Origin of the sequence: Solibacillus palustris (genome assembly GCF_022549215.1) — a bacterium.
Taxonomy (GTDB): domain Bacteria; phylum Bacillota; class Bacilli; order Bacillales_A; family Planococcaceae; genus Solibacillus; species Solibacillus daqui.
Genome location: NZ_JAKZFC010000004.1, coordinates 272,494 through 298,998 on the forward strand (window position 1 = coordinate 272,494; position 26,505 = coordinate 298,998).

Below are 26,505 nucleotides of genomic sequence, written 5' to 3' on the forward strand. Positions count from 1 at the left end.
CTGAGTTTAACTAGGTTGATTTAGTTACTTTATCCTTCTTGGATCAACGCCCCCAGCAGTTGAAAAATAACTCTAACTTTTTTATCACTAAAATAACTGATTACATCATTTATTGGAATATCCATTCATATTGAATATCAGGTAATTTTTCTTCATTTTCATGACCTCTACCTATAACTTCAAATCCATGTTTTTCATAAAATCGTTGTGCATTTTCATTTACTTCAAATGTGTACAATGTTAATCTTCCACTTGATTGTGCTTTAACTTTATCTAGTAATTTTTGACCTATTCCGATTCCTTGATAATCTACATGAATATATAGTTGGCTTATTTCCCGTTCATTATATGCAATCACTCCAACTACCTTTTCATCAATTAACGCTAAATCTATTTGAAACTGTTCAGGTAATATATGATCTAAAAAGTAAACGTGATTTTCAAAACTGTGAATTTCTTTTTGACCAATAGCCTGTTCCTTACTATCTCGCCACATATCCACTGTTTGTTCAGCGTATTTGGAGTTATACTGAGTAATTTTCATTTTGTGTTGGTTCACTACAATACCTCCCCAAGTTTTGTTTACTGCTTTATATGTTGTTTTCTTGTTCTATATTCGATGAATACTACCTATTGCAGGTATTTTAGCTTTTAAAAAGTTTCTTCCTATCCACCTTCAATAACCTGGTGTGTAAGTACATTAAAAGTTAAAAAAGAGCGTTAATCCTTCTTCAATCAACGCCCCCGTTAGTTTAAGTGAAAATAATCACAATCCTTTTTACCAACAAAATCTAATCCCTTAATGTGTAGGGGCATATTTTTTCGCTGTAAAGTACTATCTCACTTTTTAAGTTATTTATTTCGGGACGATACCTAGCAATCTTCTACCCATTAACCATATTGCCAGACCAGTTCCCCACAAGATCAGGGCAGAGCCAAAGCCTACCACAGACATAAATGCATTTATTTGATGTTCCCCTAGTGTGACCTTCACAGGCACAAACAGTAATGTAATTATAGCAAGTAAACAAAGGAGTGCACCTGTAAAATAATAGAGTCTAACTTGAAACAGAGGGGCCAATGGGATAAAATGAACACCAACAATAATAGCTATTAAGACAGGTATAAGTTCAGTGTGACGAGTTGCGTTACAGACACCAATCGTAATTGCTATGGCCAAACCCTCTGCCGCGAAAATAATGTTAAACCAAAACCTAATACGCTTCCCACGACTTAAATCTGTTTTTGAAACTTGTTCCGTTAAATCTCGCGATGCACTTAATAATGAAACACCCCCGAAGAACAGAGCTATACCGATGATAACAATAACAACTAACAACAATGGAACTCCCCAGCCTTGCACTCCCATAATTCCTGTGTACGCCCACAGAGTACCGAAAAACGCCATGAAAAATACACCAGATGCCGTTCCGTGTACTGCGGATTTAGGAATAGTACTTGATGTTTGAGTCACAAATAAAAACCTCCTTTTAACTTAAGTATTTGTTCATTGCAACCGCATATCAACTTACCTTAGTATAAGAAAGTTTATTCGTAAAAAAATCCGATTTACCCTTTTATATTTATATTCAGGTGGGTAAATTACTGAACTATTTTACCCCTTTACCTCTATATGCCTTATTTACTATATGGCCCGATTGTTGTACAAAGATCAACCAGTACTCTTCCACTAAACTGCCTCGTTAGTTCAATAATTCTTCAAGTAAAGCATCCCGTTAGTTTAAGTACAATTATTCACAAACTATATGTAATCGTTAGTCGAACTTTTGAATTAACCCTAAAAAGGATGCCAGTCTCATTTAAACAATTTAAAAAAGTAGGAATCATATTAAGTAGTTCAAATAACACGGAGAATAACCAAAATAACAGATTAATTAGCAGTATACTTAGCAAAAAAAAACATTGGGATATACCAAACTTATATATACATCACTTACTTCCCTATAAATGAAATTTTTCCTTAACTATCTTGGCTACTTCTTCAGCACTTAAGTTTGTATTGTTAATCTTGATATAGTTTTGGAATGTGACTTCACCCTCTAAAGAATTTAATCTATGTTTCTCCATTGTGCTTTTTAAGTCATTCTCAGACCATTCAATATCTCTTTTTTTAGGCTTGTGTTCAAGCCTATTTGGTGTTTTATTTCGCTCAAGTCTCTCTTCTAAGTCAGCCTCTAATTCTACATAGTAAACAGTGCCTCCCCTGGACTCGAAAAGCTGGGAGAGTCGCTTAACATAATCCCAATCCGACTCCTGATTAAACATCCAGACATATGTAAAGACCATTCCATACAGATCACTCTTTGAAACCTCTTCAAAAATCTCCTGACGAAACAAATTTACTAATCTTTTCCCTTCTTTTGTACTGTAATCAAAAAAATGATTAACTAAATCAATCGTCATATGGTTATGAAAAAGTTTCAAATCTGTTATTTTTGCTAGCTCCTGCCCTACTGTCATTTTACCAACCGCTTGTGGTCCAAATATATGAACAAATTTCATAAACTCCCTCCTAAGAAAATATTAAATAACTTCTGCAATTCAATTGTGCTTATTAGGCAATCCTGCCCCTTTAACTCTATTGCAAAAGCTATTTATTTTATTAATTCTCTTTCAAAAGTAAAAAACCTTTTTCCACTAACCTGCTGCGCTTGTTTAAGTAATTTTTTCACAACCTTCAAGCCGACACTAAAATAAATATCCAGTAAATAGAATAAACAATTTCGAAAAAAGCCCTCTACCACTCAGGTAAATAGGCTTAAGACCAATTGAAACGAGATTACTTACTAAATTTCGAAATTACACAAAAAAACAACCAAAGCACCCAGAAAGCACTTTGATTGCCTGCTCAATTAAATTTCATAATCAGGAACATACTCTTTACTCACGCTAATATTTGGTGATGGCTGTGAATTATAGACACGTGAATAAGGCGGTACGGTATGCGTTAACCAAATATTACTCCCTAGCACTGTATCATGACCAATTGTTGTTTTACCACCTAAAATCGTCGCCCCTGCATAAATCACAACATTGTCTTCAATATTTGGGTGACGTTTAATGCCTTTAATCGGATTGCCGGACTCGTCTAGCGGGAAGCTAAGTGCCCCCAGCGTAACACCTTGATAAATTTTCACATTATCGCCAATCGTACACGTTTCCCCTACTACAACACCTGTACCATGGTCAATGAAGAACGAACGGCCAATTGACGCACCTGGATGAATATCAATTCCTGTTAGCTGATGTGCATATTCAGACATAATACGTGGCACAATCGTCACTTTTAATCGATACAGCTCATGCGCAATACGGTGAATAAACACCGCGCGAATCGAAGGATAGCTTAATAATATTTCTTCTGTCGAAGTCGCGGCTGGATCTCCATTGTATGCAGCTTCAATATCTGATTGAATCATTTCACGAATTTTTGGAAAACGATTCACTAGCTCCATGACAACAGTATCCGCACTTTCACGGCATTGCCCATTACAATTATCTACATTTTGATAGATCAATACTTTTTCAATAATATCACGTAAATCTAAAGAAGCCTGACGCAATTTATCATTCACAACGACTTGTGTACGCACTTTATCAGAATTACCTTGATCATACATCGCTGGGAATAAAACCTCATGAAAGCTTTGTAATATGACATGTACTTTATCACGACCAACAAAGCCAATCGATTTTTCTATTTCTACATGCTGCTCATTATATGCCATTAATTCGCTAGCAATTTTTACAGTTTCTTTGTTTAACCAATCTTCCATTTTCATGTATTTGATACTCCTTTACAATCTCAAAATATACATAATAAATACCTATGAACTCATTATACCTGGTGCTGTTTAGAAAGAAATCTTTATTTCATTTTTTGCTCAATTGATTCCTTCTCTTGAACACTGTGCACTATATCTTGCAACGTAACATGTAGAAGTACTTTTTCAAGCGCATGCTGTGCTGTTATAAATATTGGCGCTATCGCCTGTTCAATATTTCTCCCCACTGGACAATCAGGGTTCGGATACTCATGTAGACTGAATAATTCATTTTCTTCAACAACATTTACGGCCTTATATACATCAAATAGTGTAATTTTTGCGTGTTCTTTTGCTAACTTTGCTCCAGCAATACCTGGTTGCACCTGAATCAGCTCCGCCTTTTTTAACATTCCCATAATTTTTCGAACGACTACAGGATTTGTTTTCACGCTCCCTGCAATGAATTCAGATGTATTTGTCCCTTCTTTATTGACTTCTAATAACGTTAATATGTGAATCGCAACAGAAAAGCGACTACTAATTGACATGGCCTACTCCTTCTTTCTTTAAACTTTCATTAATATATCTATATTATTTTAACAAAAAAACCTTTAGATTTGACAATAATCACAGTTGTAACTATTATAGTTACAGGTAACCGAATTGGTTACAATATATATTTTATCATATTTGGAGGTTTTATTCATGGAAGTAGGTATTATTGGTGCAAATGGTAAGGCAGGTCATTATATTTTAGAGGAAGCAATTCAACGAGGACATGATGTAACAGCGATTGTTCGAAATCAGGAAAAATTCACAAAAGCAAATGTCTCTGTTATTGAAAAGGATATTTTTCAAATAACTTCCAAGGATATAGCACCTTTTGATGTTGTAGTCAATGCTTTCGGTGCGGCTATTGGCGAAGAACAAGCTCATGTAGATGCTGGTCATGCATTAATTAAAGCTGCTACAGGTACAGATACACGTATTATTGTCGTTGGTGGAGCTGGTAGCTTATATGTTGATGATGCTAAATCCCTACAATTAATAGACACACCAGAATTTCCAGAGATTTTTAAACCAACAGCAAAGGGACAAGCGCGTAATCTTATGGAGCTACAACAAACAAAGGACATTACATGGACATTCGTCAGCCCGTCTGCATTTTTTGATTTCGAAGGGGCAAAAACAGGTACTTATACAATCGGAGGAGACCATCTTCTTGTAAACTCACAAGGTGAAAGCTATATTAGCTATGCAGATTTTGCACTAGCCATTGTAGACGAAATCGAACAAGCAACGCATATTAACCAACGCTTTACAGTTGTTGGCGAAAAATAGAAATTATAAAAAGCACCAAGTTTCTTTTATAATGACTCGGTGCTTTTATATTGGCATTCGAAATAAATACGAAAAAGTGCGTCCGAAAATATACTTCGGAACACACTTTTGACAATTAATTATTAAAATGCTGGGATCGATGTATCTTTATAATTTTCTTCTAAAAACTTACGAACTTCTTCACTCGTAACTGCTTCTTTTAGCTTTTGAATTGCTTCATCATTTTGATTATCTTCACGCGTTACGAGTTGAATTGCAAAATCATTTCCTGGTAGCTCTTGTAGTAACGCATCTTCGCTTGGAGTTAAACCAAGTGGCGCAGCATATGCTGGATACATTGCTACAATATCCGCTTCGTCATACATACGGGCTAACATTAATAAGTCTACTTCTTTGAATTGTAGATTTTTTGGATTATCTGTGATGTCTTTTAATGTGTAATAGGTATCTTGTTTTTCACCTAAAGTAAGCACTTTATTTTGCACTAATAATTGTAAAGTACGATCGATATTTGAGGCATCATTTGCAATTGCTAATGTTGCACCTACAGGTAACTCGTCCCAATTTTTATAATTCTTTGAGTAAATGCTGAAGTTCGGGTAGTAAATTGGCTGAATAGCAGTTAATTTTGAACCGTTTGCTTTATTGAATTCCGTCATAAACGGTTTGTGTTGGAATAAATTGGCGTCAACTTCACCAGCAGCTAATGCTGAGTTTGGCTGCACATTGTCACCGAGAATAACAATTTCTAAATCAATGTTTTGCTCAGCTAAAATCGGTTTCGCAATTTCTAAAATATTGGTCATTGGTGGGATTAAAGATGCCACCTTTAAAGTTGTACGTTCTGTTGTTGCATCAGATGATGGTTTTTCTTCTTGTGTGCTGTTGTTTTGCTTTGCATCATCGTTGCCACATGCAGCTAAAAGGAATACTGACAGCATGGCAAAAAGCATAACTAGTTTTTTCATGTTTCTACCCCTAACGTTTATCTATTTTTCTTGCAACAGTTGTTCCAATAATTTGAATGAACTGTACAAAAATTATCATAATGATGATCATATACATCATTAGATCCGTTTTAAATTGCTGATAGCCGTATCGAATGGCAAAATCCCCGATACCACCGCCACCAACGACACCCATAATTGTTGAATATGAAATAAAACTAATTGTTGAAGTCGTCAACCCAAGCACAAGCCCTGAACGCGCTTCAACATAGAGAAATTTAAAAATAATCGCTTTTACGGTAGCCCCCATTGAAATGGCTGCTTCTATTACGCCTCTAGGCACTTCTAACAATGATTGCTCTACTAAACGAGCATAATGTGCAATGGCAATTATCGCAAGCGGTACACATGCTGCAGCTGTTCCGATTGCCGAACCAACTATAAGACGCGTAAATGGAATTAAAAATACAACTAATAATAAAAACGGGAATGAACGAATAATATTGACAACCAAATTAAACGAATTATATAATGCTTTATTTTCAAGGATTCGGCCTTTACTCGTTAAAAATAATAATGTTCCTACAGGAAGACCGACTAAAATAGCAGCTAAAATCGACACCCCAACCATAATAGCAGTTTGGATAATCGAAGTCATAATTTCTGCTTGATATTGTACGAGCACCTCTGGCATTTAGTGGCCCTCCTTCGTCAATTCACGCACGAATGTTTGTGGATTAGGATCAATTTTCATCACTCCTGTTGGCACAATAGATACCGTTTCATACACTTCACCATCAGCTAACACACATACCCGCTGGCAAATGCTTTTAATAACTTCCATTTCGTGACTTACAATTACGATGGTTACACCTAATGTTTTATTAATCGATTCTAGTACAGCCAAAATTTCTGCCGTTGTTGTTGGATCGAGCGAAGATGTTGGTTCATCGCATAATAAGACATTTGGTTTTGTCGCTAATGCACGTGCGATTGCCACACGTTGTTTTTGCCCACCACTTAGCTGCGCGGGAAATTTACTAGCCATCGATTCTAAACCTACAAACCTTAAGCATTCTTCAATACGCGCTTTTCGTTCATTTTTTCTGAAATCCGCCAACTCTAATGCAATTTCGACATTTTCATAAACAGTTTTGTTTGCAAGCAAATTAAAATGTTGAAAAATCATTCCAATGGATTTACGTACATTGCGCAGCTGTTTTTGCGTGCTGGTCGTTAAATTTTGATCGGCAACAACTACATCACCACTTGTCGGCACTTCAAGCAAATTCATTATTCGTAAAATCGTCGACTTGCCTGCACCACTAGGACCTATTAAGCCAAAAATTTCACCTCTATTAACTGTAAGGGAAATGTTACGGACAGCATTAAAATGGTCATATTGTTTACTAACATTGCAGAGTTTAATCATTGATATGCCTCCTACTTGTTCAAAAAGCTGTCACAATGTTTTTTAGTATACTTCATTTAATAATTACTTGAAAGATGTTTTGAACATTTTTATTCGTTAAAATAATAAATTTGTGCTATTTTAAAAAAACAACAAAAAAAGCGTTGGCAAAAAATAAATTACCAACACTTTTCAACACTATTACTTTTTCCAACTTTCAACTAGCTCACTATTATCTTTTACCCATTTTTCAGCAGCTTCTTTTGGGCTTGTGCCATCTTGAATATCAAGCATAACCTCTTCCATATCTTCTACTGTCCAAGAAAACGCATCTAATACTTTATACGCTTCTGCATGGTCTTCTGCTAGCCCTTTATGAGCAAATGTATGGATATTTTCTGCTCCACCATAAATACCTTTAGGGTCTTCTAAATATTTCAAATCATAAGAGGCAAATTTCCAGTGTGGACTCCAGCCTGTAACAATAATTTCTTCGTTATTTTTAATCGCTTGATCCAATGCAACAGTCATGGCACCAGATGAAGCAGATTGTAATGTCCAGCCTTCTAAATTGCTATACTCTTTTAAAGCGTTTTCTGATGCACTCATAATACCTGCACCTGGTTCAATTCCTGTGATTGTTTTTTTCGCTTCATCTGAAAGATCTTCAATTGAATTAACGTCCATATAAGAAGGTACAACTAAACCAATTTTTGCGCCTTCCAAGTTCGCACCTAAATCTTCTAGGTCAGCACCATATTTTTCAAGCTGTGCTGCATGAGTCGCTGGCAACCATCCTGCTACCATCGCATCTGCTTCGCCCTTTGAAACAGCTTCCCACATTATTGCATTATCAAGCGGTGTTAACGTAACATCATATCCCATATCTTCTAACACGTGGGCAACTACATGTGTTGAAGCCACTTCTGTATCCCATTCAACATAAGCTAAGTTAATTTCCCCTAAACTTTCAGACGAATCCTCTCCTCCACAGGCACTTAATAATAATGTAGCTGCCATTGCAACAGATCCTAACATCCATTTACTCTTTATCATGTGAATTCCCCCCTAATTATTGTTCGTTATTTTTGTTTATACTTTGTGTTAATCGGTCAACAATAATCGCAAAAATTACTAAGCTAATTCCGGCAACAAAGCCATTGCCGACTTGTGCGCGTTGTAGGGCAGATAATACTTCTCTCCCTAACCCAGGTGCACCAATCATTGAAGCGATTACTACCATTGAAAGTGATAATAATACCGTTTGGTTAATCCCCGCCATAATTGTTGATTTAGCCAATGGTACTTCTACTTTAAAAAGCTTTTGAGTAGCGGTACTTCCATAGGAATCAGATGCTTCGATTAAATCTTTCGGTACTTGTCGTATACCTAAATTTGTAAAACGAACTGTTGGTGGTAAAGCAAAAATGACCGATGCAAAAACACCAGGAACAACACCAATTCCGAAAAAGGCAACTGCTGGAATTAAATAAACAAATCCAGGCATCGTTTGCATAAAGTCTAATATAGGTTTAACAATTTGCTCAAACGTAGTATTCTTTGACATAAGAATCCCAGTTGGAATCCCGATGATAATGGCGAGTAGACTAGAAAAAATTACAAGTGTAAATGTATTCATTAATTGCTCCCATAAACCTTGGTTATTAATGAATAACAATCCAAGTAGCGAGAACAAAGCCAAGCCAAATTTTCTTCCTGTTGCAAAAAAGGAAATGATAGCAACAAGAACAATGAAAAGTATTGGTGGTATCGCGACTAATAAATCGGTTGTACCAAGCATTATATCTTCACCGGTATCTTGAACAAATTTAAATAATCCGGAAAAAGTATCTGTAATAATATCCATTAATTTTTCAACTTGATTGGCAACATCTAACTTGGGAATCACATCTAACCAACTATTCATTTCGCTCACCTCCATCTGATGAGGCAAGTGATTGTAAAATTACCCCTCGAATTAATACCCCTTTTAATTTATTGTCTAATACGACTGCGATTGGTGTTGGAGAATCAGAAATGGTTGATAAAATATCTTGTAATACGGTATCCGGCGTAACTCTCGGCATATCCTGACGCAAAATCGGTTGTAAATTTTTATCTCCACTTTTCACTAACGCAACAGCATCCTCCGCTGTGATATACCCAAGGAAATTGCGGTGTTTATCAATAGCTAACAAGACACTAACCTCTTCTTCACGCATTCGTTGTAGTGCAACTTTTGGTCCGTCATGCTCGATATTAATCGTCACTGGACGAATCATCGCATTTTCAGCAGTTAATACTTTTGAGCGATCAACATCCTCTAAAAATGTTTGAACATAATCATTGGATGGATTCGTTAAAATTTCTTCACCCGTTCCAACTTGAACAATATGACCATCTTTCATAATGGCTATGCGATCACCAATACGTAACGCTTCATTCAAATCATGTGTAATAAATACAATAGTTTTTTGTAAGTTTACTTGTAAATCTAATAATTCGTCTTGCATTTCTTTACGAATAAGCGGATCGAGCGCAGAAAAAGCTTCATCCATTAAAATGATTTCAGTATCATTTGCTAGTGCTCGTGCCAATCCGACACGTTGCTGCATCCCACCAGATAATTGGCGCGGGAATTGGTCTTTGTATGCTAATAGACCTGCATTTTGTAAAGCTTTTTCTGCTTTCAATCTTCGTTCTGCCTTTGGAACCCCTCTTATTTCCAAACCGTATTCTGCATTTTCTATAATCGTACGATGTGGGAACAATGCAAAATTTTGAAAGACCATACTCATTTTTTGTCGACGAACTTCTTGTAAATCCTTCTTTTTTAAGTTTGTAATTACTTTGCCATCAATTCGAATTTCACCCGATGTCGGCTCAATTAATCGATTCAGTAATCGAATTAATGTGGATTTCCCACTACCAGAGAGCCCCATTATGACGAATATTTCGCCTTCTTCTATTTCAAGGTTTGCATTATAAACCCCTACTGTGGATCCTGTTTTCTTTAAAATTTCCTCTTTTGAAAAGTTTTCATGCACCAGTTTTAATGCCTGCGCATTGTTCTTACCAAAAATTTTGGTGACATTGCTAATTTCTATTTTTGCCATCGCTCTCACTTCCCATAATATATTTAAAGTAACAACTGTTCTCAAGTTAGAGGTTGTTACTTCCAACCACTTAATTGTTGCACACAAGTTGTTACTTTGTCAAACGAATGACAAATATTACAAAAAAAATCACCCTATTTGTGATAGGGTGATTGAAAGATGAATTACGCTTCGGTGTAATTGTGTCTGGATTCGGCTTTACGCTCGCGCATAGAACTCCTTTCCGAATACATGACATACGCAGGAGGCTTTAATTTCTTTCAATGGGTGTTCAAGCACCTACTGAAGGAAATTAAACTAACTATTTAAAAATTGTTGTACTACTGAATAACTTTGCTCATTGCCAATAAAATATAGCACATCTCCTGCTTGTAATATTGCATAAGGTCCAGGTGATAATACAAGCTCTGTTTCTTTCTTTATAGCAATAATTGTAGCACCAGTTTGTTGCCAAAAAAGAAGTTCTCCAATATTTTTATTCAAAAATAAACAATGACTTGTGACTTCTATTTGAAATGGAATAAACGGGTTAATCGATTGTAGGCGATTCGTGCGATTAATGAATTCAAAAAGTGTAGATTGGATGTCTTCAAGCTCTTTTTTCTGTCTTTCAATACTATTCTCAAGCTCATTTTGTAAAATGCGCACGCTTTTAACATCTTTTAAACGATGTACAAATTCCACCGCTCGTTCATAGGATTGAATGATTACTCCACTCCCCTTTGTTGCCTCTACAATATTTAGATCTTGTAAAACTGCAATGGCACGGCGAGCGGTTTCAGCCGATACGCCATATTGTGTAGCAATCGATGAACGCGCATAAATTTTTTCGCCTACTTCATATTTACCTTCGACAATTTTCCCTGCTATATCCTCTGCAATTAATTGATATTTAGGTTGTTTCACTGGTAGCTTTTTTTCCATGTAAACTAACTCCCTTTCTTCATAACATTTATTGTACTATGGAAATTTAAAAACGCTATCTTATATTATTTACTATTGCAGAAAAATGAAAACTCAGATGAGGATTTTGCGGAAAACTTACTGGAAGAATTTATTACAGCTAGGCTGAATAGTGAAGAACTAGTTACAAAGATTAAAGAGGCGAAGCAAATAGTGCTGAATGGGGAAAATCAATGAATACATTAAAGCACTTGTTAATTAAAGTGGTAATAATTAATAAATGCAGATTTACATTAATAATAAATTGTCTATATATGCACGTTTTTATTCAGATAGCATATCTACAGCTTTTTCAGCAAAATCTTAATAAGCCTTAATGTAGCTATGTTCTAATTCCTTTGCATAAAGACTGTATATAAATGAAACAAAAAAACCAATCAAAACATTAATATGACAACGTTTTAATTATTTTGTTGTGTCCCCAAACATTTATTTGGGAGCGTTATTTTATTAAATTATGTATTCGCATACAAATTTTATTTATTAAGTATTTCTTTAAGCTGTTTTCTCTGTCTTTCTCTGTCATTATATAAATTGTATGGGTGTTATTTACGTTCATAACATAACCTTCTTCTTCATTACCTAAACTCGAATACCTACTTCGTTCGTTATAAAACTACACAATATAGTTTTCCACCAGCTTTTTACCTTCTTGAAAGGTCACGATTGTCTGACGGTGAATCAGCTCTTTTAAAATCGTAGAACGGAAGGCTTCAATACACACATTATCGCTTGGTGTCCCTTTTCGATGCATACTTCAACGCTTCTTCAATCAATGTCGTTTCCATATGATTCGCCATAGCCCAAGCCGACGATTTTTCGTGTACCGACATCCATTAATGTCGATTGTTACTAGTAAAAATATCCTTTAACATCCATAATAGTATTATATTCATTAAAGGATTGGTGTAGCAAATGAACTATTTAATCGAACAGCTTCAAAGCAAAAATATAAAATTTAAGAACATTCCATATTGGGGCATCTATTTTCGAAAGCGCTGGGAAGAAGCTTTTGTGAGTCATTTAAAACAAAGTGAAAAAGAAAAAATGTATCTATATGGGGACCGTTATACTTGTGGTTATTTGTGGCATGTATTTAGCTATGAAAAAAGACCTTACCTCCTTCAAACTGCTGCAAGTGACGCGTTTAACGCCTTAAAAAAATCGAAATGCTACATTTTTTATCAGCATTCAGCTGACATTTTAATGGTAGAACATGCATCTACATTAAAAGCAGCTCATTTTGCAAATGAGGATGATGTCTATGTTGTAGATGAGAATTTCACATGGACATACGTTGTGACACATGAAAGTTATATTGGTCCATATTTTAGTAAAGTAGATAGCTGATAGTCGATTTACATAAAAAAACTTATTAACAATTGTTCAACTACATTTTTGTGAGGAGTAATTGACCGAATGAATAATAAACTTTACACCTGCCCTTGCTGCGGTTACAAAACGTTAGAAGAAAAAATATTTCTCCATAATTAAAATTGCCCCTTTTAACATGAAAGATAAAGGGGGCGGAAATAATTTAATAGTGTGCGATTGATGTCATAAATGTTAAAACATTGTCTTCCTGTGCTGAATCTACTGCGATTTTATTACGCTGTATTTTCCCACAAGTAATACATTCGTGTACAATTTGATATCCTTTCTTCCCAGAATAATCAAGTTGTATCGGTTTCATTAAGCCTTTACAATCACTTAAACGATCACCAGGTTTCTGATCCAAATGCTTTGAAAATAAACACTGAGGACAGTGATTTCTAAAGCTCCCATTTGTTAATGGTTCTACAAATTCATGACAGTTTTCACATTGAAATGCGGTATTTTCAGTTTTTCTACTCAACGTATCTTCCTCCAAGATGAATGATTTCATCTGAAGAAAGGGTTCCGTTTGACTTTCCTAACTAATTAGATAGTTTCAGGCTTTTAAAGGCTAGTGACAAATTCACCGTTCTGTTTTGCAAAACGATTACTTCTAGTTCCTGCTTCACAAAAGCATCTTTCATCTTTTGATCCGGACCACGATTGACTTTGTGTATTTGTATCAACCACTGTAAGACAGACTGCTCCACCTTCCACTAGTATGTGTTCTCCTCTAATCACTGACATCGGCATTCGTCCCCTAGAAGACACGTTTAATTTTATTCAGTTGGTACAAAAAAACACTCCATTCCATTCTTATTTCCAATAACAATTATAAATCATTTCTTTTGAAAAGGAATATTTTTCTATTTTTCATTAAATATTCTTATAAATATATGGATTGAATGAGCTAAAAAATTAAATTTATTCAATCCCTAATTCAGCAATTTCATCACATATTGATGAGGGTCTGCCAGTTGCTGCAACCACATGAAATCCGTTGTCTAACAAACTGTTAATCGCTTGTTTTGTACTTCGTGAATTGGTTCCATCTACGTCAAAAATATGATTCAATGTTCCATATAAGTCTACGTTAAGCTATAATTTTCTTACTATTAATAATATTCAAACAGAAGGAGTTGCACAATGTTATCTTTATTTCAATATAATTGGCAAGTACGTGAAGATTGGTTAAATTGGTGTCAATCAATATCTGAAGAAGAATTTCATAAAGACCGCATAGGTGGTATGAAAAGTATAAAGGAAACACTCATACATATAATAGATTGTGAATTACTTTGGTTAAATTCAATGGTTGAAAAAACCATATTTTGTGAAACACGGAATTCAATTAATCAATTGAAAGATATAAGGGCATACTCTGCCTTTGTAAAATCGCATACTAAGTACTTTATTGAACAATTAACTTCAGAAAATGAAAATAGAATAATAGAAGTAAAACGTCGTGATGGTACTATTTTACACTTTACTCAAAAAAAGATATTAGCGCATATGATTACTCACGAAGTTCATCACATAGGGCAATTATCTATTTGGGCTAGAGAACTGCAGCTCAAACCGATTTCTTCGGATTTAATTATAAGAAATTATGATTAGTCACATTGATAATTGAACTTTTAAGTTAATTTTTTTAAAGTATATTCTGTTTACAATCTCTTAGGGGGAAGCTGCATTGAAAATAATCGATTACGTTACACCTTTTTTAGAAAAATACGAAGCAACGCCTGAATATTATGAGACCTATTTCCAAAAACACCGAGAAACATTTGAATTTTATTTTCGATTTCATTGTAAAAATAAAGAAGAAAAGCTATGCAATGCTTTACAGCAGCATCCACATAAACTTGAAGACATGAACTTTGTAAAAGAACGAATTTTAATGAACATAAGTGAAATTACAGCCAACTATGAAAAAATGTTCGATATCACTTTTACAGAAGCTGTACGTATATTTGTAGGATTAGGTGGCTCAAATGCTTATACGACGCATTCTATGAATCCTGAAGTAGCATTTTGTGTAGAGCGAATGCCAGCTTTAGAAACCGGTATTCGTGCGTTAATTGCTCATGAATTCGGCCATGCTGTGCACCATATTGTAACACTTCGGAATGGTGTGAAGATTGGCCAAATTGATTGGAATAACCCATATACATGGCTTATACAAGAAGGAATCGCAACGTATTTATCTACACAAGTTGTTGATGCATCTAAGGATATTTATTTCGCATTTGAGAGGGATGAAGTATGGCTAAATTATGCTCGTATGAATAAAGCAAATATTATTGCTTCATTTCAACAGGATTTAGAGCAGCTGTCTTCACAAGAAATTTTTAAAGAATGGTTTTCAATTAATGGAGGAGGGCTTTTTGGTTATGCCCGTTTAGCTTACTATATTGGTTATGAAGTCGTTCAAGAGTTGGTTGAACAAATCGGCATCGGGGACACTATATTATTTTGGCTTCAACCAAATTTTAAAGAACAAATGAATGGTTTATTAAATGAATTTGCAAACAATAATGAGTAAAATCCATATCAATATGATTCTTTGTGTTTCAAAGGTTACATTAATAATTTATTGTTAAGGTTTGATTGAATAACATATACTGAAAACGAGCTGTTCCAAATTCAATTGGATAGCTCGTTTTATTGTGTAGGTAAGAAAAATAAATATCTCGCTATGTTACAATCGGTGATATTTTGAATACATAGTGAAAAAGGAGAAAAGTTTTTATAAAAAACCTTCCATTCGTTGCACGGTTTTAACTGCTTATTAGTCCAATGCATTTGCTAAAAATTGCATCGATACTTCGTTAAATTGTGCTGCTTGATCCACATTACAAACATGCCCACAATTTTTTAATATGACTAATTGACTTGATGAATGTTTCTTCACTAATCGCTTCACTGGTTCTAAAAATACGTAATCTTCATCCCCCATAATATATAGTGATGTGATTTTTGTATCTTTTTCATTGATTTTCACTAAATGTTTGGCGATACCACCCGTTAATGTAAGCCAGCGTAAAAATTCTCGATGTTTTATTTTTTTCGCCTCTTGAATAAAGAGATTGCGTGAAGATTTATGCGTTTTTTTGGGCATCAAAATCCAAGCAAATAATTTATATAACCACATAAACGGGATTATTTTTTTAAATAGATTGGCTAAGCCAAGTAAAAAGTGGAGCTTGGGTGTAATACGTATTACTGCACCAGCAAGGACCATTGTATGAAATCTCTCTGGGTTCGATTCGGCTAATTGACGAATTAACATGGTCCCTAGTGAAATCCCAACAAAATGAGCCTTCTCAATATCTAATGAATCTAACACTCCTAGAATATCTTGACTTACTAAATCAAGTGTATATTTTGTGGGACTATTCTCTATTTCACAAGCACCATGACCTCGTAAATCAACTACCAACACATTGAAATGCTTGCGGTATGCACGAATTTGCTTATACCAAATCGTTGAGCTTCCACCAGCTCCATGGACTAATACAACCCACTCTTTGTGCTGTTGACTATAAATTTTATAATGTAACAACTTCTACTCATCCTTTGATTATATAACGTCTATTATCAATACGAAAAGTAGCACGTGATGGTTTCGTGAATATCATATATTTACAACTTTCTTACCTAAATACAAGAAAAACGGCCCTCTTTAACCAATAAGGATACGCATTATACAGTACTATCTAAAAAATCATTCTATTTTCAATATTAGACTTTCTTAGTTAGTTGCTATAAAAATACAAGAAAGGCTTTCAATAACACTACAATTCCTACAATGTCTCGATCTAAAAGTCGCGAAAATTATTAAGACGCCAACCATTTAAATTGTTTTCTCACCTCTAAATAGGAATATTAAATGGCGGTGCATGCATCTTTTTTAATAAAGTATTCGTCTCATTAGGGTCAATTAAAAGAGCTTTTCGTTTGAATCAATGCTTAAAAGCTAGGTTTTATTTTTTTAATAACCAAATCAATATACTATTAACTACAAGAATTTAAAGGATAAAATATGGAACATCTATTTTTAGATTTCGTACAAAATGAAAAACCCTTTGCATGGCTTTATCAATTTTTAATAATGGTATTGGTTTCTATGATTCCATTTGCCCCCATTCCCGTACTGGCTGCCTTTATTGCCAGTAATCATGATTTCCTACCAGGATTACTCATTAATATGCTTGGTACAATGATCGGATCGCTCCTGTTATATTTACTAAGTAAAAGATTGTTACGACGTGTGGCACTGAAATATTTAACCAAGCGACAATATTTGACGAAATACTTTGAGTTAATCGAAACACATGGTTTTTTAGCGGTTTTACTTGGCAGGATTATTCCGATTTTGCCTTCTGCAGGTATTAATTTAATTGCTGGTATATCGAATGTGAGTTTCGTTGCCTTTATTGCGGCAACTTTTCTCGGTAAACTACCAACCATCTTAGCTTTTTCACTTGTAGGTCATCAAATGGCAGCAGGTAACTGGGACACTGTGTTAATTATTGCACTATACTTATTCGCTTTATTTTTACTTGGAAAAAAATTAAAACATAAATGGAGCCGTTAATTAAAACTTTACAAGTGTTTTAGCTTGTAAAACGTTATTATTCAATAGGAAAAATTAACACAACGCCCCCCTGTTTCGAGCTATTTTGCCTAGTCAATGTTCATACCACACTAAAAACCACCCTATCTCACAATTTCAATTATGAAAGGATAGATGATGTGAGTAATGAATGGGAAAAAGATATAGGCTCTCTTTCAAATATAAAAGTTTACTCAAACCCAAATAACGCTCCTGTAACGATAAGTGGTGACGCTGCAAATTTGAAATGTATAGGTGTAGGGACAGATGCAGCCGTTTTTCAATCACTTACTGCTCCCGCTTATGCATTTAAAGTATATGCCCAGGACAAATTAGACAAGGTAAAAAATGAAGCAAATGCTTATAAACAATTAGGTGATTCCCCTTTCTTTCCAACTTGTTTTGCTTCATATGACGAGTATCTGGTATTAAGTTACGAAGAAGGAAAAACTCTCTATGACTGTGTTCTACAAGGCATACACATTCCAGAGCGGGTGGTAAATGAAGTGGAGGAGGCAAGAGCGTATATTCGGAGTAAAGGTCTTAACCCACGTGATATCCATTTAAAAAACATTATACTTCAAAATGGAAAAGTAAAAATAATTGATGTCTCTGAGTACACAGTCCCAGGTAATGATTTTCGATGGGAACATTTAAAAAAAGGATATGAGCAATACTATCATTTAATAGATGGAAATTCTGTACCATACTGGATAGTTGCAACAATTCAAAAATGGTATTATCAGCGAAGAAAAAATTCTTTTTCATATGAAGAGTTTACAAAAACTATTATAAAGCTGCTGTATATAAAATAGTTGAACGAACGAGGATTTTTGTTGTATAGCCAATACTCATAAAATAAGACATGAAACGTTGATATGAGTGTATTTCGTGCCTTTTTATGTCTGATCAAACTTTTAATTGTCTCCTTTTTAGTCCTAATATAGGATTAACAAATTAAGATGACTAGAAATAGTCACTTCAATATATTGACCTTTCAGAAATTTTGTTTTCTACTTTACAAAAAATAAAAAGGAAACTAAGCAGATGCATTTGGGAACGTTATTAGATTTATTTATGTATACGTTATAAATCCTTGTTTCACTAAAGCACCTGTTAGTTAAATTGTCCTTCTTAAATGTATCATCACATCAAATTAAATAAAGCCCATGTTGAAGAGATAGTATTAACAATCCCATGTATTAGCCAGCTTGAAATAATTGACCCGTTTGATTGTTTCTCATTTATCCAGCCAAGCAAATATCCTCCGACTCCAGTAATTAGTATAATAATTATTAGTTGTATTGGATTAAGTAGCATCATAAAAATTGCACCATGCATTAATCCAAATAGAAAACCTTGTATAGAATTACCGAGTTGAAAACCGAATTTAAAAATTAATCTTTTAGTTAGAAAACCACGGAAAAATATTTCTTCTGATAGTCCAGTTTGCAAAAAGGCATAGATTAGAGCTGGAATAAATGCTGAAAGCCCTTTACCTGAAAACTGTGAGGTTGCCATTGCCGAATCATCCATAAATAAAATAACTGCTATATAAGCAGGTATTACTAAAATAATCATAACGAGTAAAAATGAAGCCATATAAGTTTGATAGTTTCTGATTTTTATTTTTTTAATTCCTAACCAAGTTAAAAGTCTAGTTTCTTTTCTAGCAGTAACCAGCCACCAAACGAATGGAATTATCGAAAAAAGCAATACTTGAAAAATTGCACTAATTAACAAATTAATTATCATTTTTCACCCACCTTTCTAATCATTTCTACATTCACAACTTCAATAAACTTATTACTTTGATACGTTTGGAATAATTTAAAGTTTCATATTTTTGTAAATAAATTATTTGAAATTGACAAAATACACCATTAACCATCCATGTAGCGATACAACAGTGCTGCACCACAGAAAATGAAAGTGAGGATGGTTCCTTTCATGGAAGTTGAATAAATAATTTTCCCAAAGCGTCGTTTGGTAACCTAATGAAATAAAAAGCAGCTAAGACTGGTTGAAAATCTTAGCTGCTGGATTGAACGTTCCCTATGTTTTATTTGGGAGCGTTATTTTGTATGTAAATGTATGGAAAATCTATTCTTTATTTTTTGCTTATACAAGAATAGAAGGGTAAAAATTGAGCCTATCCCAAATCCAATAATATGTACAATTAAACCATCCATACCTACAAGATTCGCTAAAATAAAATAATAAAAAGTATAATTCACTGGCCAATTACCGAATTGCAATTTAATGAAGCTTCGATTATGTAAAAATAAAATTACAATACAGGCAATAAGTGCATATATTCCAGGTGATGCACCGTTACCACCTGTATAAGAAAATATTAGCGAATAAATGATACTCGTCCCTACGGTTCCTAAAAAGTAAATAAATAAGAAAGTCCAACTACCAATCTTATTTTCTAAAATCATTCCAACAAAATAAAGAGCTAATGAATTACCTAATAAATGTAATACACTGTGATGAAAAAAAGAACCTGTAATTAGCCTATACCAGTTGTTAAATTCCATACTATCAAAACTTTTGCCACTGCCAATTTCCCAAAGTTCACCTTTAAAAATCACCAAATCTAACAGAAATATCCATACGTATAATAAAATTAAAATACAAGTGAATTTCGGTAATTGTTTAATGTTATTCATTTTCACTTCCCCTTTTATAGACTATTTTGCTACATTAATTAAGAGAAAATAATCTATTCGCTATTCACCTCTCTATTATAGAATATTTTTCCTTTTTTAATTATAGGAATAAACAAAAAATGGCCCCAAAGCGTCGTTTGGTAACCTTCATAAAATAAAGATATTCAATAAAATGGCCCTTTAACTAAAGAAGGCACATTTCTTTTTCAAGAATCGCGCCATTTTCTGGAATAACGGCCAGCTTCTATTAGCTGGCTTGTTTAATACTCGATAATGCAAAACAATATTATTTATATTATCCTAATAATTCTCAATGACTCCTCCAAGTGAAGATGCTTTAATGTTAGGATTCTCAAGGATTTCTTCTAATTCTTCCTTCGTTCCATAAACGACTACCCCTAAAATTTCTACATCCTCTAACTTAATATCTTTCATCTTGTTAAACGCATTCTGGTGATCAGAGGAAATACTCATTGGCAGTAATTCTAAAAATTCTTCATACTCACCTTTTAAATCATGGATTGAAATATAAGGCCTGTTTATAGAGAAGCCTAACGCATCTTTTTCTCCAATAAACGTTGAAGACCAATCGTTTTCTTTTGCCACTTGTTGAAATTCATTTAATTGTTCACTACTATAAGTGTCTATCCAAAACCATGTCATTTCGGGAAGCTGTATGAACAGTTCCCTTGGTTTGTAAGGCTGATCAAAGGAAAGTGCCACTTCATAAATTTTATCCCCTTGCATACGCTCAATCAGTTCTTCATCATCCTTATATTTTTTATAGGATACATTCGGATGGAAAAACATCATTTCTCGCCAACCATTTTCTTTATAGCCAAATTGCCAATCTTCACCTTTACTACCTATCTTGCTACCTGAGAATCTAGATGTTAAAACAGGTGAATTCAGACCAAATGAGTATTGTTTTCGTTCGATAACAACCGGTTTGATTTTAAAGTCTTTCGAAATTTCATAGTTACTTGTTCCACCTAGTATCCCTTTAGAATCGACAGTTTCACTTATGTATCCGTTTGGCGTGCTGAGACGGACATAAGCATCCCACTGCTTAAATGCCTTTTCACTATAATGTGCTGAAATGGTAGTATTCGCTATGTTTAAAACTACGAATACTACGATAGAAATCATAATAACCGTAATGATTATCTTCAATTTCCCTCTTCTTACTGCTTTCTTGATCTTCTTTTCATCAAAAAGATCATCTGAAAAATCATTCATGTAGCTCCCTCCACTTCTTTTGAAATTCTTTTCTTGCCCGAAACAAATAAGTCCTAACCGTTTCTTCCTTCATGCCCAGTAACAAAGCAATCTCCTTATAACTAAGTTCCAGCTCATATTTTAGTAGTAAAAGCTGCTTAAAGATTTCTTGAATACGGTCTAAAACAAGTGCGATTTCATGATTCATTTCGTTCGTTAATACACTCAGTTCCGTATCCTGATCATTAGCAAAATTGTTCCAAAAATGAGCATCGTCAATCGAAATGGATTGTTCCTTGCCCCGTTTCCTTAACAGTTTTTTAAATTCATTCATAGAAATCGTAAAAATATAGGAAAGTGCTTTATCGGAAGGAACACTACTGCTATAAGCAATGAATTTCGTATAGCTTTCATGAACAATATCTTCTGCATCTTCATGACTACAGCCGTTCTTTTTTAAATAATAATAAATCAACTTTGCTTGCTTTCTGTAGATTTCCAACAATAGATGCGAATCCATAGGCACTCCTTTCTAAAGCCTTCACTAATACAGAGTCCATTTGGAACAAAAAGTTTACAATAAAATGAGAAATAAATTTTCGTTGGACGAACCGTGTATAAGGGGGCTACGCTTAAACATTGGAATTAATGATTGTGTACTAGTTAATTCTCTTATGAGAATACGCTTTTGGATAAAATAAAAAAAGCTACTCTTCTATTGAAGATAGCCTTCGTTAGTTGAAGTAGAAAAAATGGGCTTATTCAATAATTGCGCCCGATTGTTGAAAATCATTATTTAACTATTCAACAGCGTTAAATGTTGTTTTACTAGCGATTTTATAATTTTTATTAACATGGGATTTTTCATAAAACACTATTGTTATTTTGTCACTTATTTCCTTTGTTTCACCTGTTTTTTTATAACCTAACTTTTCATACAGGTAACAAAGCCCTACTTCTTGGATTATGGTGTCCAACTTCCATAATTTTGCATCACGGTATATATGTTCTATTTTTGCAAAGACTTCTTGAGCTATTCCTTTTCCTTGATGTTCTGGCAATATAAATATAGGGCTAACACGATAAGATTTATTCCTCATCTTGACAACTCTAATACCACCAATTGTATCTTCAAAATGTTTGATTAAATAATAATCTGTAAAAGGTTGATTAAACCGAGTAATAATTCTATCTAGGGATTCATTGGCAGGGTTTGTATCATAATCTTGATATTTTTCTAGTAAGGGCATAAATGCTTTGACTTGCATTTCATGAATCGTAGCGGCATCATCTAAGTTTGCTTTACATAATGAAACTTCCATAAAAAATAAACCTCCCTCTATAAATGTTGATATTTCAATTTATATTAACACGATTATCCAAATTAGCATAAACAATACTTCTAAAGCATCGTTTGGTAACCTTCATAAAAGAATGTTATTCAACAATATGGCCCTTTAGCTAAAGATGGCACATTTCTTTTTCAAGAATTGCGCCCGACAATTCAAATTATTGACAAAATATTTTGATTTTGTTACGATTCTTTCAATAAAAGCATACAAATTCGTTGATGAGAAAAAGTAATGTTTCTTCTTGTTCCCCAGAGAGCTGATAAATTGGTGCAAGTCAGTGTTCAAGTGTTACATGAAAATCCTCTCTGAGAAGGTTAGCTGAAATCAGTAAGCGAACCCGGGTGTCTACCGTTAAAAAGAACGCGTATGATTGTACGTTGCTAAGTGCTATTGGATCGCCTTCAATAGAATTAGGGTGGTATCGCGGTTAACCCCGTCCCTTACTTGGGACGGGGTTTTTTGTATGCCTTTTATACAAAATGGTATAGGAGGAATTGATATATTTATGGAAAAAGAAACAATGCAACAAAGAGAACAAAGAATTCGACTATTTTGGACTGCATCGAATATCTTTGAAAAATCCATTAAAAATCGTCAAGAAAGCACACCGTTTGTATTTTATGAAGGACCACCGACTGCTAATGGATTGCCACATGTAGGACATGCTTTAGGGAGAACGGTTAAGGATGTTGTTGCTCGTTATAAAACGATGCAGGGTTTTCTAGTTGAACGTAAAGCTGGTTGGGATACTCATGGCCTGCCTGTTGAATTAGGCGTTGAAAAGCAGCTTGGAATTTCCGGAAAACAAGAAATTGAAAGTTATGGCATAGGACAATTTGTTGAAAAATGTAAAGAAAGTGTATTCACATATGAGAAAATTTGGCGTGCATTTACAGAAGAATTAGGCTATTGGGTAGATTTGGATTCACCCTATTTAACTTTAAGTAATGAGTACATCGAAAGTGTATGGAATATCCTAAGTAAAGTACATCAAGACAAGTTACTTTATAAAGGTCATAGAGTATCACCGTACTGTCCTAGTTGTCAAACATCTTTAAGTTCACATGAGGTAGCACAGGGTTATAAAGATGTTAAGGATTTATCAGCAACTGTAAAATTTAAACGTACAGATTGTAATGAGTTCTTCCTTGGCTGGACAACAACACCTTGGACATTACCTGCGAATGTTGCCCTTGCGATGCATTCAGATTTAACCTATGTAAAAGCTGAACAAAATGGAGAAACATATATCGTGGCAAAATCTCTTGTGTCAAAGATACTTGACTCCGAAGCTAAAATTATTAGTGAGCACAAAGGAATTGAATTTGAAGGTGTTGCATATCACCCTCCATTTAATTATGTAAAAATAGAAAAAGGTCATATTGTAGTGATGGCTGACTATGTAACTGAAACAAGCGGAACAGGTATTGTTCATATTGCGCCTGCATACGGTGAAGATGACTATCGAACTGTAACTCAAAACGATCTTTCGTTTGTCAATGTGGTAAATCAGCAAGGCAGATATACTGAAGCAGTTTCCGATTTAGCTGGTCAATTTGTAAAAGATTGTGATGTTGAAATCATTAAACTATTAGCAAATTCAAATTTACTTTTCCATAAAGAAAAAAATGAACACAGCTATCCATATTGCTGGCGCTGTGATTCACCACTACTCTATTATGCAAATGATAGTTGGTTTATCAAAATGTCATCATTAAAGACCAAACTACTTGAAAATAATGCAACTGTAACATGGTATCCAGAACATATTAAAGAAGGTCGATTTGGAAATTTCCTTGAAAATGTAGTCGATTGGAATATTAGCCGAAATCGTTACTGGGGAACTCCTTTAAATGTATGGATTTGTACATCTTGTGGACATGAAGAAGCACCTGAAAGTATAGAAAAATTAAAAAGCTTAGCAATGAAATCTCTCCCAGAAAACTTAGAGTTGCATAAACCATATATTGACGAAGTAATCTTTAGTTGTCCAGTGTGTCAAGATGAAATGAAGCGTACATCAGAAGTAATCGACGTGTGGTTCGACAGTGGTTCTATGCCATTTGCTCAACATCACTATCCATTTGAACTAGAAGCATTCAAAAAACAGTTTCCTGCAGATGTAGTTATTGAAGGTATTGATCAAACTAGAGGGTTTTTCTATAGTTTGTTAGCTGTTTCGGCGCTTTATACGGGAAGAGCACCTTATAAAAATGTTTTATCGTTAGGACATGTTTTAGATGAGCATGGGCAAAAAATGTCGAAAAGTAAGGGGAATGCTCTAGATCCCTTAGAATTAATGCATGATTATGGCGCAGATGCATTACGTTGGGCCTTGCTAGTAGATAGTTCACCGTGGAATCCTAAACGCTTTTCAACAAAAATTGTACAGGAAGCTAAGTCGAAGTTTTTAGATACACTTGAAAATACCTTTAGTTTTTATCACTTGTATGCGTCCATCGATGGATATAAATTCAACTCAACTCTACCTGGAAAACAAACAAAGATGGATGAATGGATGTTATCACGCCTTCATAGCACAATTGATAAAGTAACAACATTCATGGATGATTATCAATTTACACAGTCAAGTCGTGAAATTGCCAAGTTAATTGATGATGTAAGTAATTGGTATATACGCAGATCCAGACAACGCTTTTGGGCTTCTGGTTTCTCAGAAGATAAACGTGCAGCTTTTAATACATTGCATGAAGTACTCAGTACAGTCTGCAAATTATTAGCACCTTTTACACCATTTATAGCTGAACATATTTATATGCAATTGCATGATGAAAGTGTTCATTTACAGGACTATCCAAAACCAAATAAAGTAGTAATAAATGACAGTCTTGAACAAGAAATGAAAGATGTTGTCAAAATTGTTGAACTTGGTCGTAGTATACGAAATGCTGAAAGTCTAAAAGTAAAACAGCCCTTAGCTGAAATGGTTATTTGTTCAAACGGGCATTTCGATGCATATCAAAGCATTATTCAAGATGAACTAAATGTTAAGAAAATACACTGGACAGAAAACTTAGCTGGTTTAGCAGATGTATCATTAAAACTAAACTTTAAAACAGCTGGTGCTGTATTTGGAAAACATGTAAATGATCTGAAGAAGTATGTTGAAAATATATCTTTAAATGAAAAAGAAACGCTAATAAGCGAAGGAAAACTGGAAGTACAATTATCTGGTCAAAGCTTTAAATTAGACAAGACACACGTTTTAACAGAAACACACGTGAAGGATGGTTATACTCTCGCCAAAGAAGGAACTTTAACAGTACTATTGTGTACCCAATTAACACGTGAACTGATTGATGAAGGATATATCCGTGACTTTATTCGCTGTATCCAAGATAACCGTAAAAAGTTTAAATATCCAATTGAACAATATATTGACCTTCATATTCTTTGCACATCAGAATGTCAGGAGTTAATTGTTAAATTTATAAAATTAATTAAGGCAAGTGTATTGGTTCAAGATATAGTATTTGTTTCAACTTTTGATTCACAACATGTTATAAAATATGAGTTAGATAAAAATAGTTTAGAATTTACTATGAATTTAAAATAAAGTTTGAATTAAACGCATTTTACGCGATCACTGTAAAATGCGTTTTTTACAAGTTTATAAAATTTTCATGACCTTTAATTATCTCAAAGCTCTATCAGTAATCGTAAGAAAGGGCTGCATATGCA

27 protein-coding genes, 1 pseudogene and 1 other annotated feature are annotated in these 26,505 nt (G+C 34.2%); of the genes and pseudogenes, 7 read left to right on the forward strand and 21 right to left on the reverse strand.

From position 1 onward, the window contains the following. Positions 1 to 109 precede the first annotated feature (109 nt). The 5 genes from LZ480_RS12665 to LZ480_RS12685 all read right to left on the reverse strand — a co-directional run bounded on the left by LZ480_RS12665 (position 110) and on the right by LZ480_RS12685 (position 4,336). Positions 110 to 559 (reverse strand): GNAT family N-acetyltransferase, encoded by a 450-nt coding sequence (locus LZ480_RS12665; RefSeq protein ID WP_241369805.1) that lies wholly within the window; start codon positions 557 to 559, stop codon positions 110 to 112. 297 nt (positions 560 to 856) lie between these two features. Further along, positions 857 to 1,474: a hypothetical protein gene (locus LZ480_RS12670; RefSeq protein WP_241369806.1), complete on the reverse strand. Its 618-nt coding sequence runs from the start codon at positions 1,472 to 1,474 to the stop codon at positions 857 to 859. 488 nt (positions 1,475 to 1,962) lie between these two features. Continuing rightward, the gene (locus tag LZ480_RS12675) at positions 1,963 to 2,523 is read right to left on the reverse strand and encodes an AAA family ATPase (RefSeq protein WP_241369807.1); all 561 of its coding nucleotides are present in this window, start codon (positions 2,521 to 2,523) and stop codon (positions 1,963 to 1,965) included. Between the two features lie 350 nt (positions 2,524 to 2,873). Continuing rightward, entirely contained in the window at positions 2,874 to 3,803 is a 930-nt protein-coding gene (epsC, locus tag LZ480_RS12680) for a serine O-acetyltransferase EpsC (protein ID WP_241369808.1), read from the reverse strand. Positions 3,804 to 3,889: 86 nt separating this feature from the next. Then, entirely contained in the window at positions 3,890 to 4,336 is a 447-nt protein-coding gene (locus LZ480_RS12685) for an Rrf2 family transcriptional regulator (protein WP_241369809.1), read from the reverse strand. A gap of 157 nt (positions 4,337 to 4,493) precedes the next feature. Here LZ480_RS12685 and LZ480_RS12690 point away from each other — a divergent pair, with 157 nt between their 5' ends. Further along, positions 4,494 to 5,129 carry an NAD(P)-dependent oxidoreductase gene (locus tag LZ480_RS12690; RefSeq protein ID WP_241369810.1) on the forward strand — a complete coding sequence of 212 codons (636 nt, stop codon included), beginning with the start codon at positions 4,494 to 4,496 and terminating at the stop codon, positions 5,127 to 5,129. Between the two features lie 122 nt (positions 5,130 to 5,251). Here the strand turns inward: LZ480_RS12690 and LZ480_RS12695 are convergent, their stop codons facing one another. The 8 genes from LZ480_RS12695 to LZ480_RS12730 form a co-directional block, all read right to left on the reverse strand. Continuing rightward, entirely contained in the window at positions 5,252 to 6,097 is an 846-nt protein-coding gene (locus LZ480_RS12695; protein ID WP_241369811.1) for a MetQ/NlpA family ABC transporter substrate-binding protein, read from the reverse strand. Positions 6,098 to 6,107: 10 nt separating this feature from the next. Then, positions 6,108 to 6,770, reverse strand: coding sequence for a methionine ABC transporter permease (locus tag LZ480_RS12700; protein WP_241369812.1), 663 nt, complete (start codon positions 6,768 to 6,770; stop codon positions 6,108 to 6,110). After that, positions 6,771 to 7,508 (reverse strand): methionine ABC transporter ATP-binding protein, encoded by a 738-nt coding sequence (locus LZ480_RS12705; protein ID WP_241369813.1) that lies wholly within the window; start codon positions 7,506 to 7,508, stop codon positions 6,771 to 6,773. A 180-nt stretch (positions 7,509 to 7,688) separates the two neighbouring features. Then, a complete protein-coding gene (locus tag LZ480_RS12710) occupies positions 7,689 to 8,543 on the reverse strand; it encodes a glycine betaine ABC transporter substrate-binding protein (protein WP_241369814.1) in 855 nt (284 codons plus the stop codon). 16 nt (positions 8,544 to 8,559) lie between these two features. Continuing rightward, positions 8,560 to 9,414 carry an ABC transporter permease gene (locus LZ480_RS12715; RefSeq protein WP_241369815.1) on the reverse strand — a complete coding sequence of 285 codons (855 nt, stop codon included), beginning with the start codon at positions 9,412 to 9,414 and terminating at the stop codon, positions 8,560 to 8,562. After that, positions 9,407 to 10,603 (reverse strand): quaternary amine ABC transporter ATP-binding protein, encoded by a 1,197-nt coding sequence (locus LZ480_RS12720; protein WP_241369816.1) that lies wholly within the window; start codon positions 10,601 to 10,603, stop codon positions 9,407 to 9,409. Before LZ480_RS12720 ends, LZ480_RS12715 begins: the two co-directional genes overlap by 8 nt. A 297-nt stretch (positions 10,604 to 10,900) precedes the next feature. Beyond that, complete coding sequence (locus LZ480_RS12725; RefSeq protein ID WP_241369817.1) at positions 10,901 to 11,527, reverse strand: TrkA C-terminal domain-containing protein; 627 nt, start codon at positions 11,525 to 11,527, stop codon at positions 10,901 to 10,903. A 655-nt stretch (positions 11,528 to 12,182) separates the two neighbouring features. Then, complete coding sequence (locus tag LZ480_RS12730; RefSeq protein WP_241369818.1) at positions 12,183 to 12,320, reverse strand: hypothetical protein; 138 nt, start codon at positions 12,318 to 12,320, stop codon at positions 12,183 to 12,185. A gap of 161 nt (positions 12,321 to 12,481) precedes the next feature. Between LZ480_RS12730 and LZ480_RS12735 the strand changes: the two genes are divergently transcribed. Further along, entirely contained in the window at positions 12,482 to 12,916 is a 435-nt protein-coding gene (locus tag LZ480_RS12735; RefSeq protein WP_241369819.1) for a DUF4275 family protein, read from the forward strand. Positions 12,917 to 13,103: 187 nt separating this feature from the next. Here the strand turns inward: LZ480_RS12735 and LZ480_RS12740 are convergent, their stop codons facing one another. Both LZ480_RS12740 and LZ480_RS12745 read right to left on the reverse strand, forming a co-directional pair. Continuing rightward, complete coding sequence (locus tag LZ480_RS12740; protein WP_241369821.1) at positions 13,104 to 13,421, reverse strand: RNHCP domain-containing protein; 318 nt, start codon at positions 13,419 to 13,421, stop codon at positions 13,104 to 13,106. A 443-nt stretch (positions 13,422 to 13,864) separates the two neighbouring features. Beyond that, positions 13,865 to 14,020: pseudogene (locus LZ480_RS12745) on the reverse strand (HAD hydrolase family protein); the annotation flags it as partial. A gap of 66 nt (positions 14,021 to 14,086) precedes the next feature. On the opposite strand from LZ480_RS12745, the gene LZ480_RS12750 reads away from it, so the two are divergent. Together LZ480_RS12750 and LZ480_RS12755 are read left to right on the forward strand one after the other, a co-directional pair. Beyond that, a complete protein-coding gene (locus tag LZ480_RS12750) occupies positions 14,087 to 14,557 on the forward strand; it encodes a DinB family protein (protein ID WP_241369823.1) in 471 nt (156 codons plus the stop codon). 76 nt (positions 14,558 to 14,633) lie between these two features. After that, positions 14,634 to 15,485, forward strand: coding sequence for a hypothetical protein (locus LZ480_RS12755; protein WP_241369824.1), 852 nt, complete (start codon positions 14,634 to 14,636; stop codon positions 15,483 to 15,485). Positions 15,486 to 15,731: 246 nt separating this feature from the next. Here the strand turns inward: LZ480_RS12755 and LZ480_RS12760 are convergent, their stop codons facing one another. Then, the gene (locus tag LZ480_RS12760) at positions 15,732 to 16,505 is read right to left on the reverse strand and encodes an alpha/beta fold hydrolase (protein WP_241369825.1); all 774 of its coding nucleotides are present in this window, start codon (positions 16,503 to 16,505) and stop codon (positions 15,732 to 15,734) included. A gap of 480 nt (positions 16,506 to 16,985) precedes the next feature. On the opposite strand from LZ480_RS12760, the gene LZ480_RS12765 reads away from it, so the two are divergent. Together LZ480_RS12765 and LZ480_RS12770 are read left to right on the forward strand one after the other, a co-directional pair. Then, the gene (locus LZ480_RS12765) at positions 16,986 to 17,540 is read left to right on the forward strand and encodes a TVP38/TMEM64 family protein (protein ID WP_241369826.1); all 555 of its coding nucleotides are present in this window, start codon (positions 16,986 to 16,988) and stop codon (positions 17,538 to 17,540) included. Positions 17,541 to 17,698: 158 nt separating this feature from the next. After that, positions 17,699 to 18,373, forward strand: a complete 675-nt coding sequence (locus LZ480_RS12770; RefSeq protein WP_241369827.1) for a serine/threonine protein kinase — start codon at positions 17,699 to 17,701, stop codon at positions 18,371 to 18,373. Between the two features lie 331 nt (positions 18,374 to 18,704). Here the strand turns inward: LZ480_RS12770 and LZ480_RS12775 are convergent, their stop codons facing one another. The 5 genes from LZ480_RS12775 to LZ480_RS12795 form a co-directional block, all read right to left on the reverse strand. Next, on the reverse strand, positions 18,705 to 19,313 hold the full coding sequence (locus tag LZ480_RS12775) for a CPBP family intramembrane glutamic endopeptidase (RefSeq protein ID WP_241369828.1): 609 nt from the start codon (positions 19,311 to 19,313) through the stop codon (positions 18,705 to 18,707). 320 nt (positions 19,314 to 19,633) lie between these two features. Next, on the reverse strand, positions 19,634 to 20,233 hold the full coding sequence (locus tag LZ480_RS12780; protein WP_241369829.1) for a rhomboid family intramembrane serine protease: 600 nt from the start codon (positions 20,231 to 20,233) through the stop codon (positions 19,634 to 19,636). A 300-nt stretch (positions 20,234 to 20,533) separates the two neighbouring features. After that, positions 20,534 to 21,472, reverse strand: coding sequence for an anti sigma factor C-terminal domain-containing protein (locus LZ480_RS12785; protein WP_241369830.1), 939 nt, complete (start codon positions 21,470 to 21,472; stop codon positions 20,534 to 20,536). After that, a complete protein-coding gene (locus LZ480_RS12790) occupies positions 21,465 to 21,971 on the reverse strand; it encodes an RNA polymerase sigma factor (RefSeq protein ID WP_241369831.1) in 507 nt (168 codons plus the stop codon). Before LZ480_RS12790 ends, LZ480_RS12785 begins: the two co-directional genes overlap by 8 nt. 280 nt (positions 21,972 to 22,251) lie before the next feature. After that, positions 22,252 to 22,773, reverse strand: coding sequence for a GNAT family N-acetyltransferase (locus LZ480_RS12795; protein ID WP_241369832.1), 522 nt, complete (start codon positions 22,771 to 22,773; stop codon positions 22,252 to 22,254). Positions 22,774 to 23,009: 236 nt separating this feature from the next. Then, positions 23,010 to 23,247 (forward strand) — a binding site (T-box leader). Between the two features lie 61 nt (positions 23,248 to 23,308). Here LZ480_RS12795 and ileS point away from each other — a divergent pair. Beyond that, complete coding sequence (ileS, locus tag LZ480_RS12800; protein ID WP_305037325.1) at positions 23,309 to 26,380, forward strand: isoleucine--tRNA ligase; 3,072 nt, start codon at positions 23,309 to 23,311, stop codon at positions 26,378 to 26,380. Positions 26,381 to 26,505: the final 125 nt, after the last annotated feature.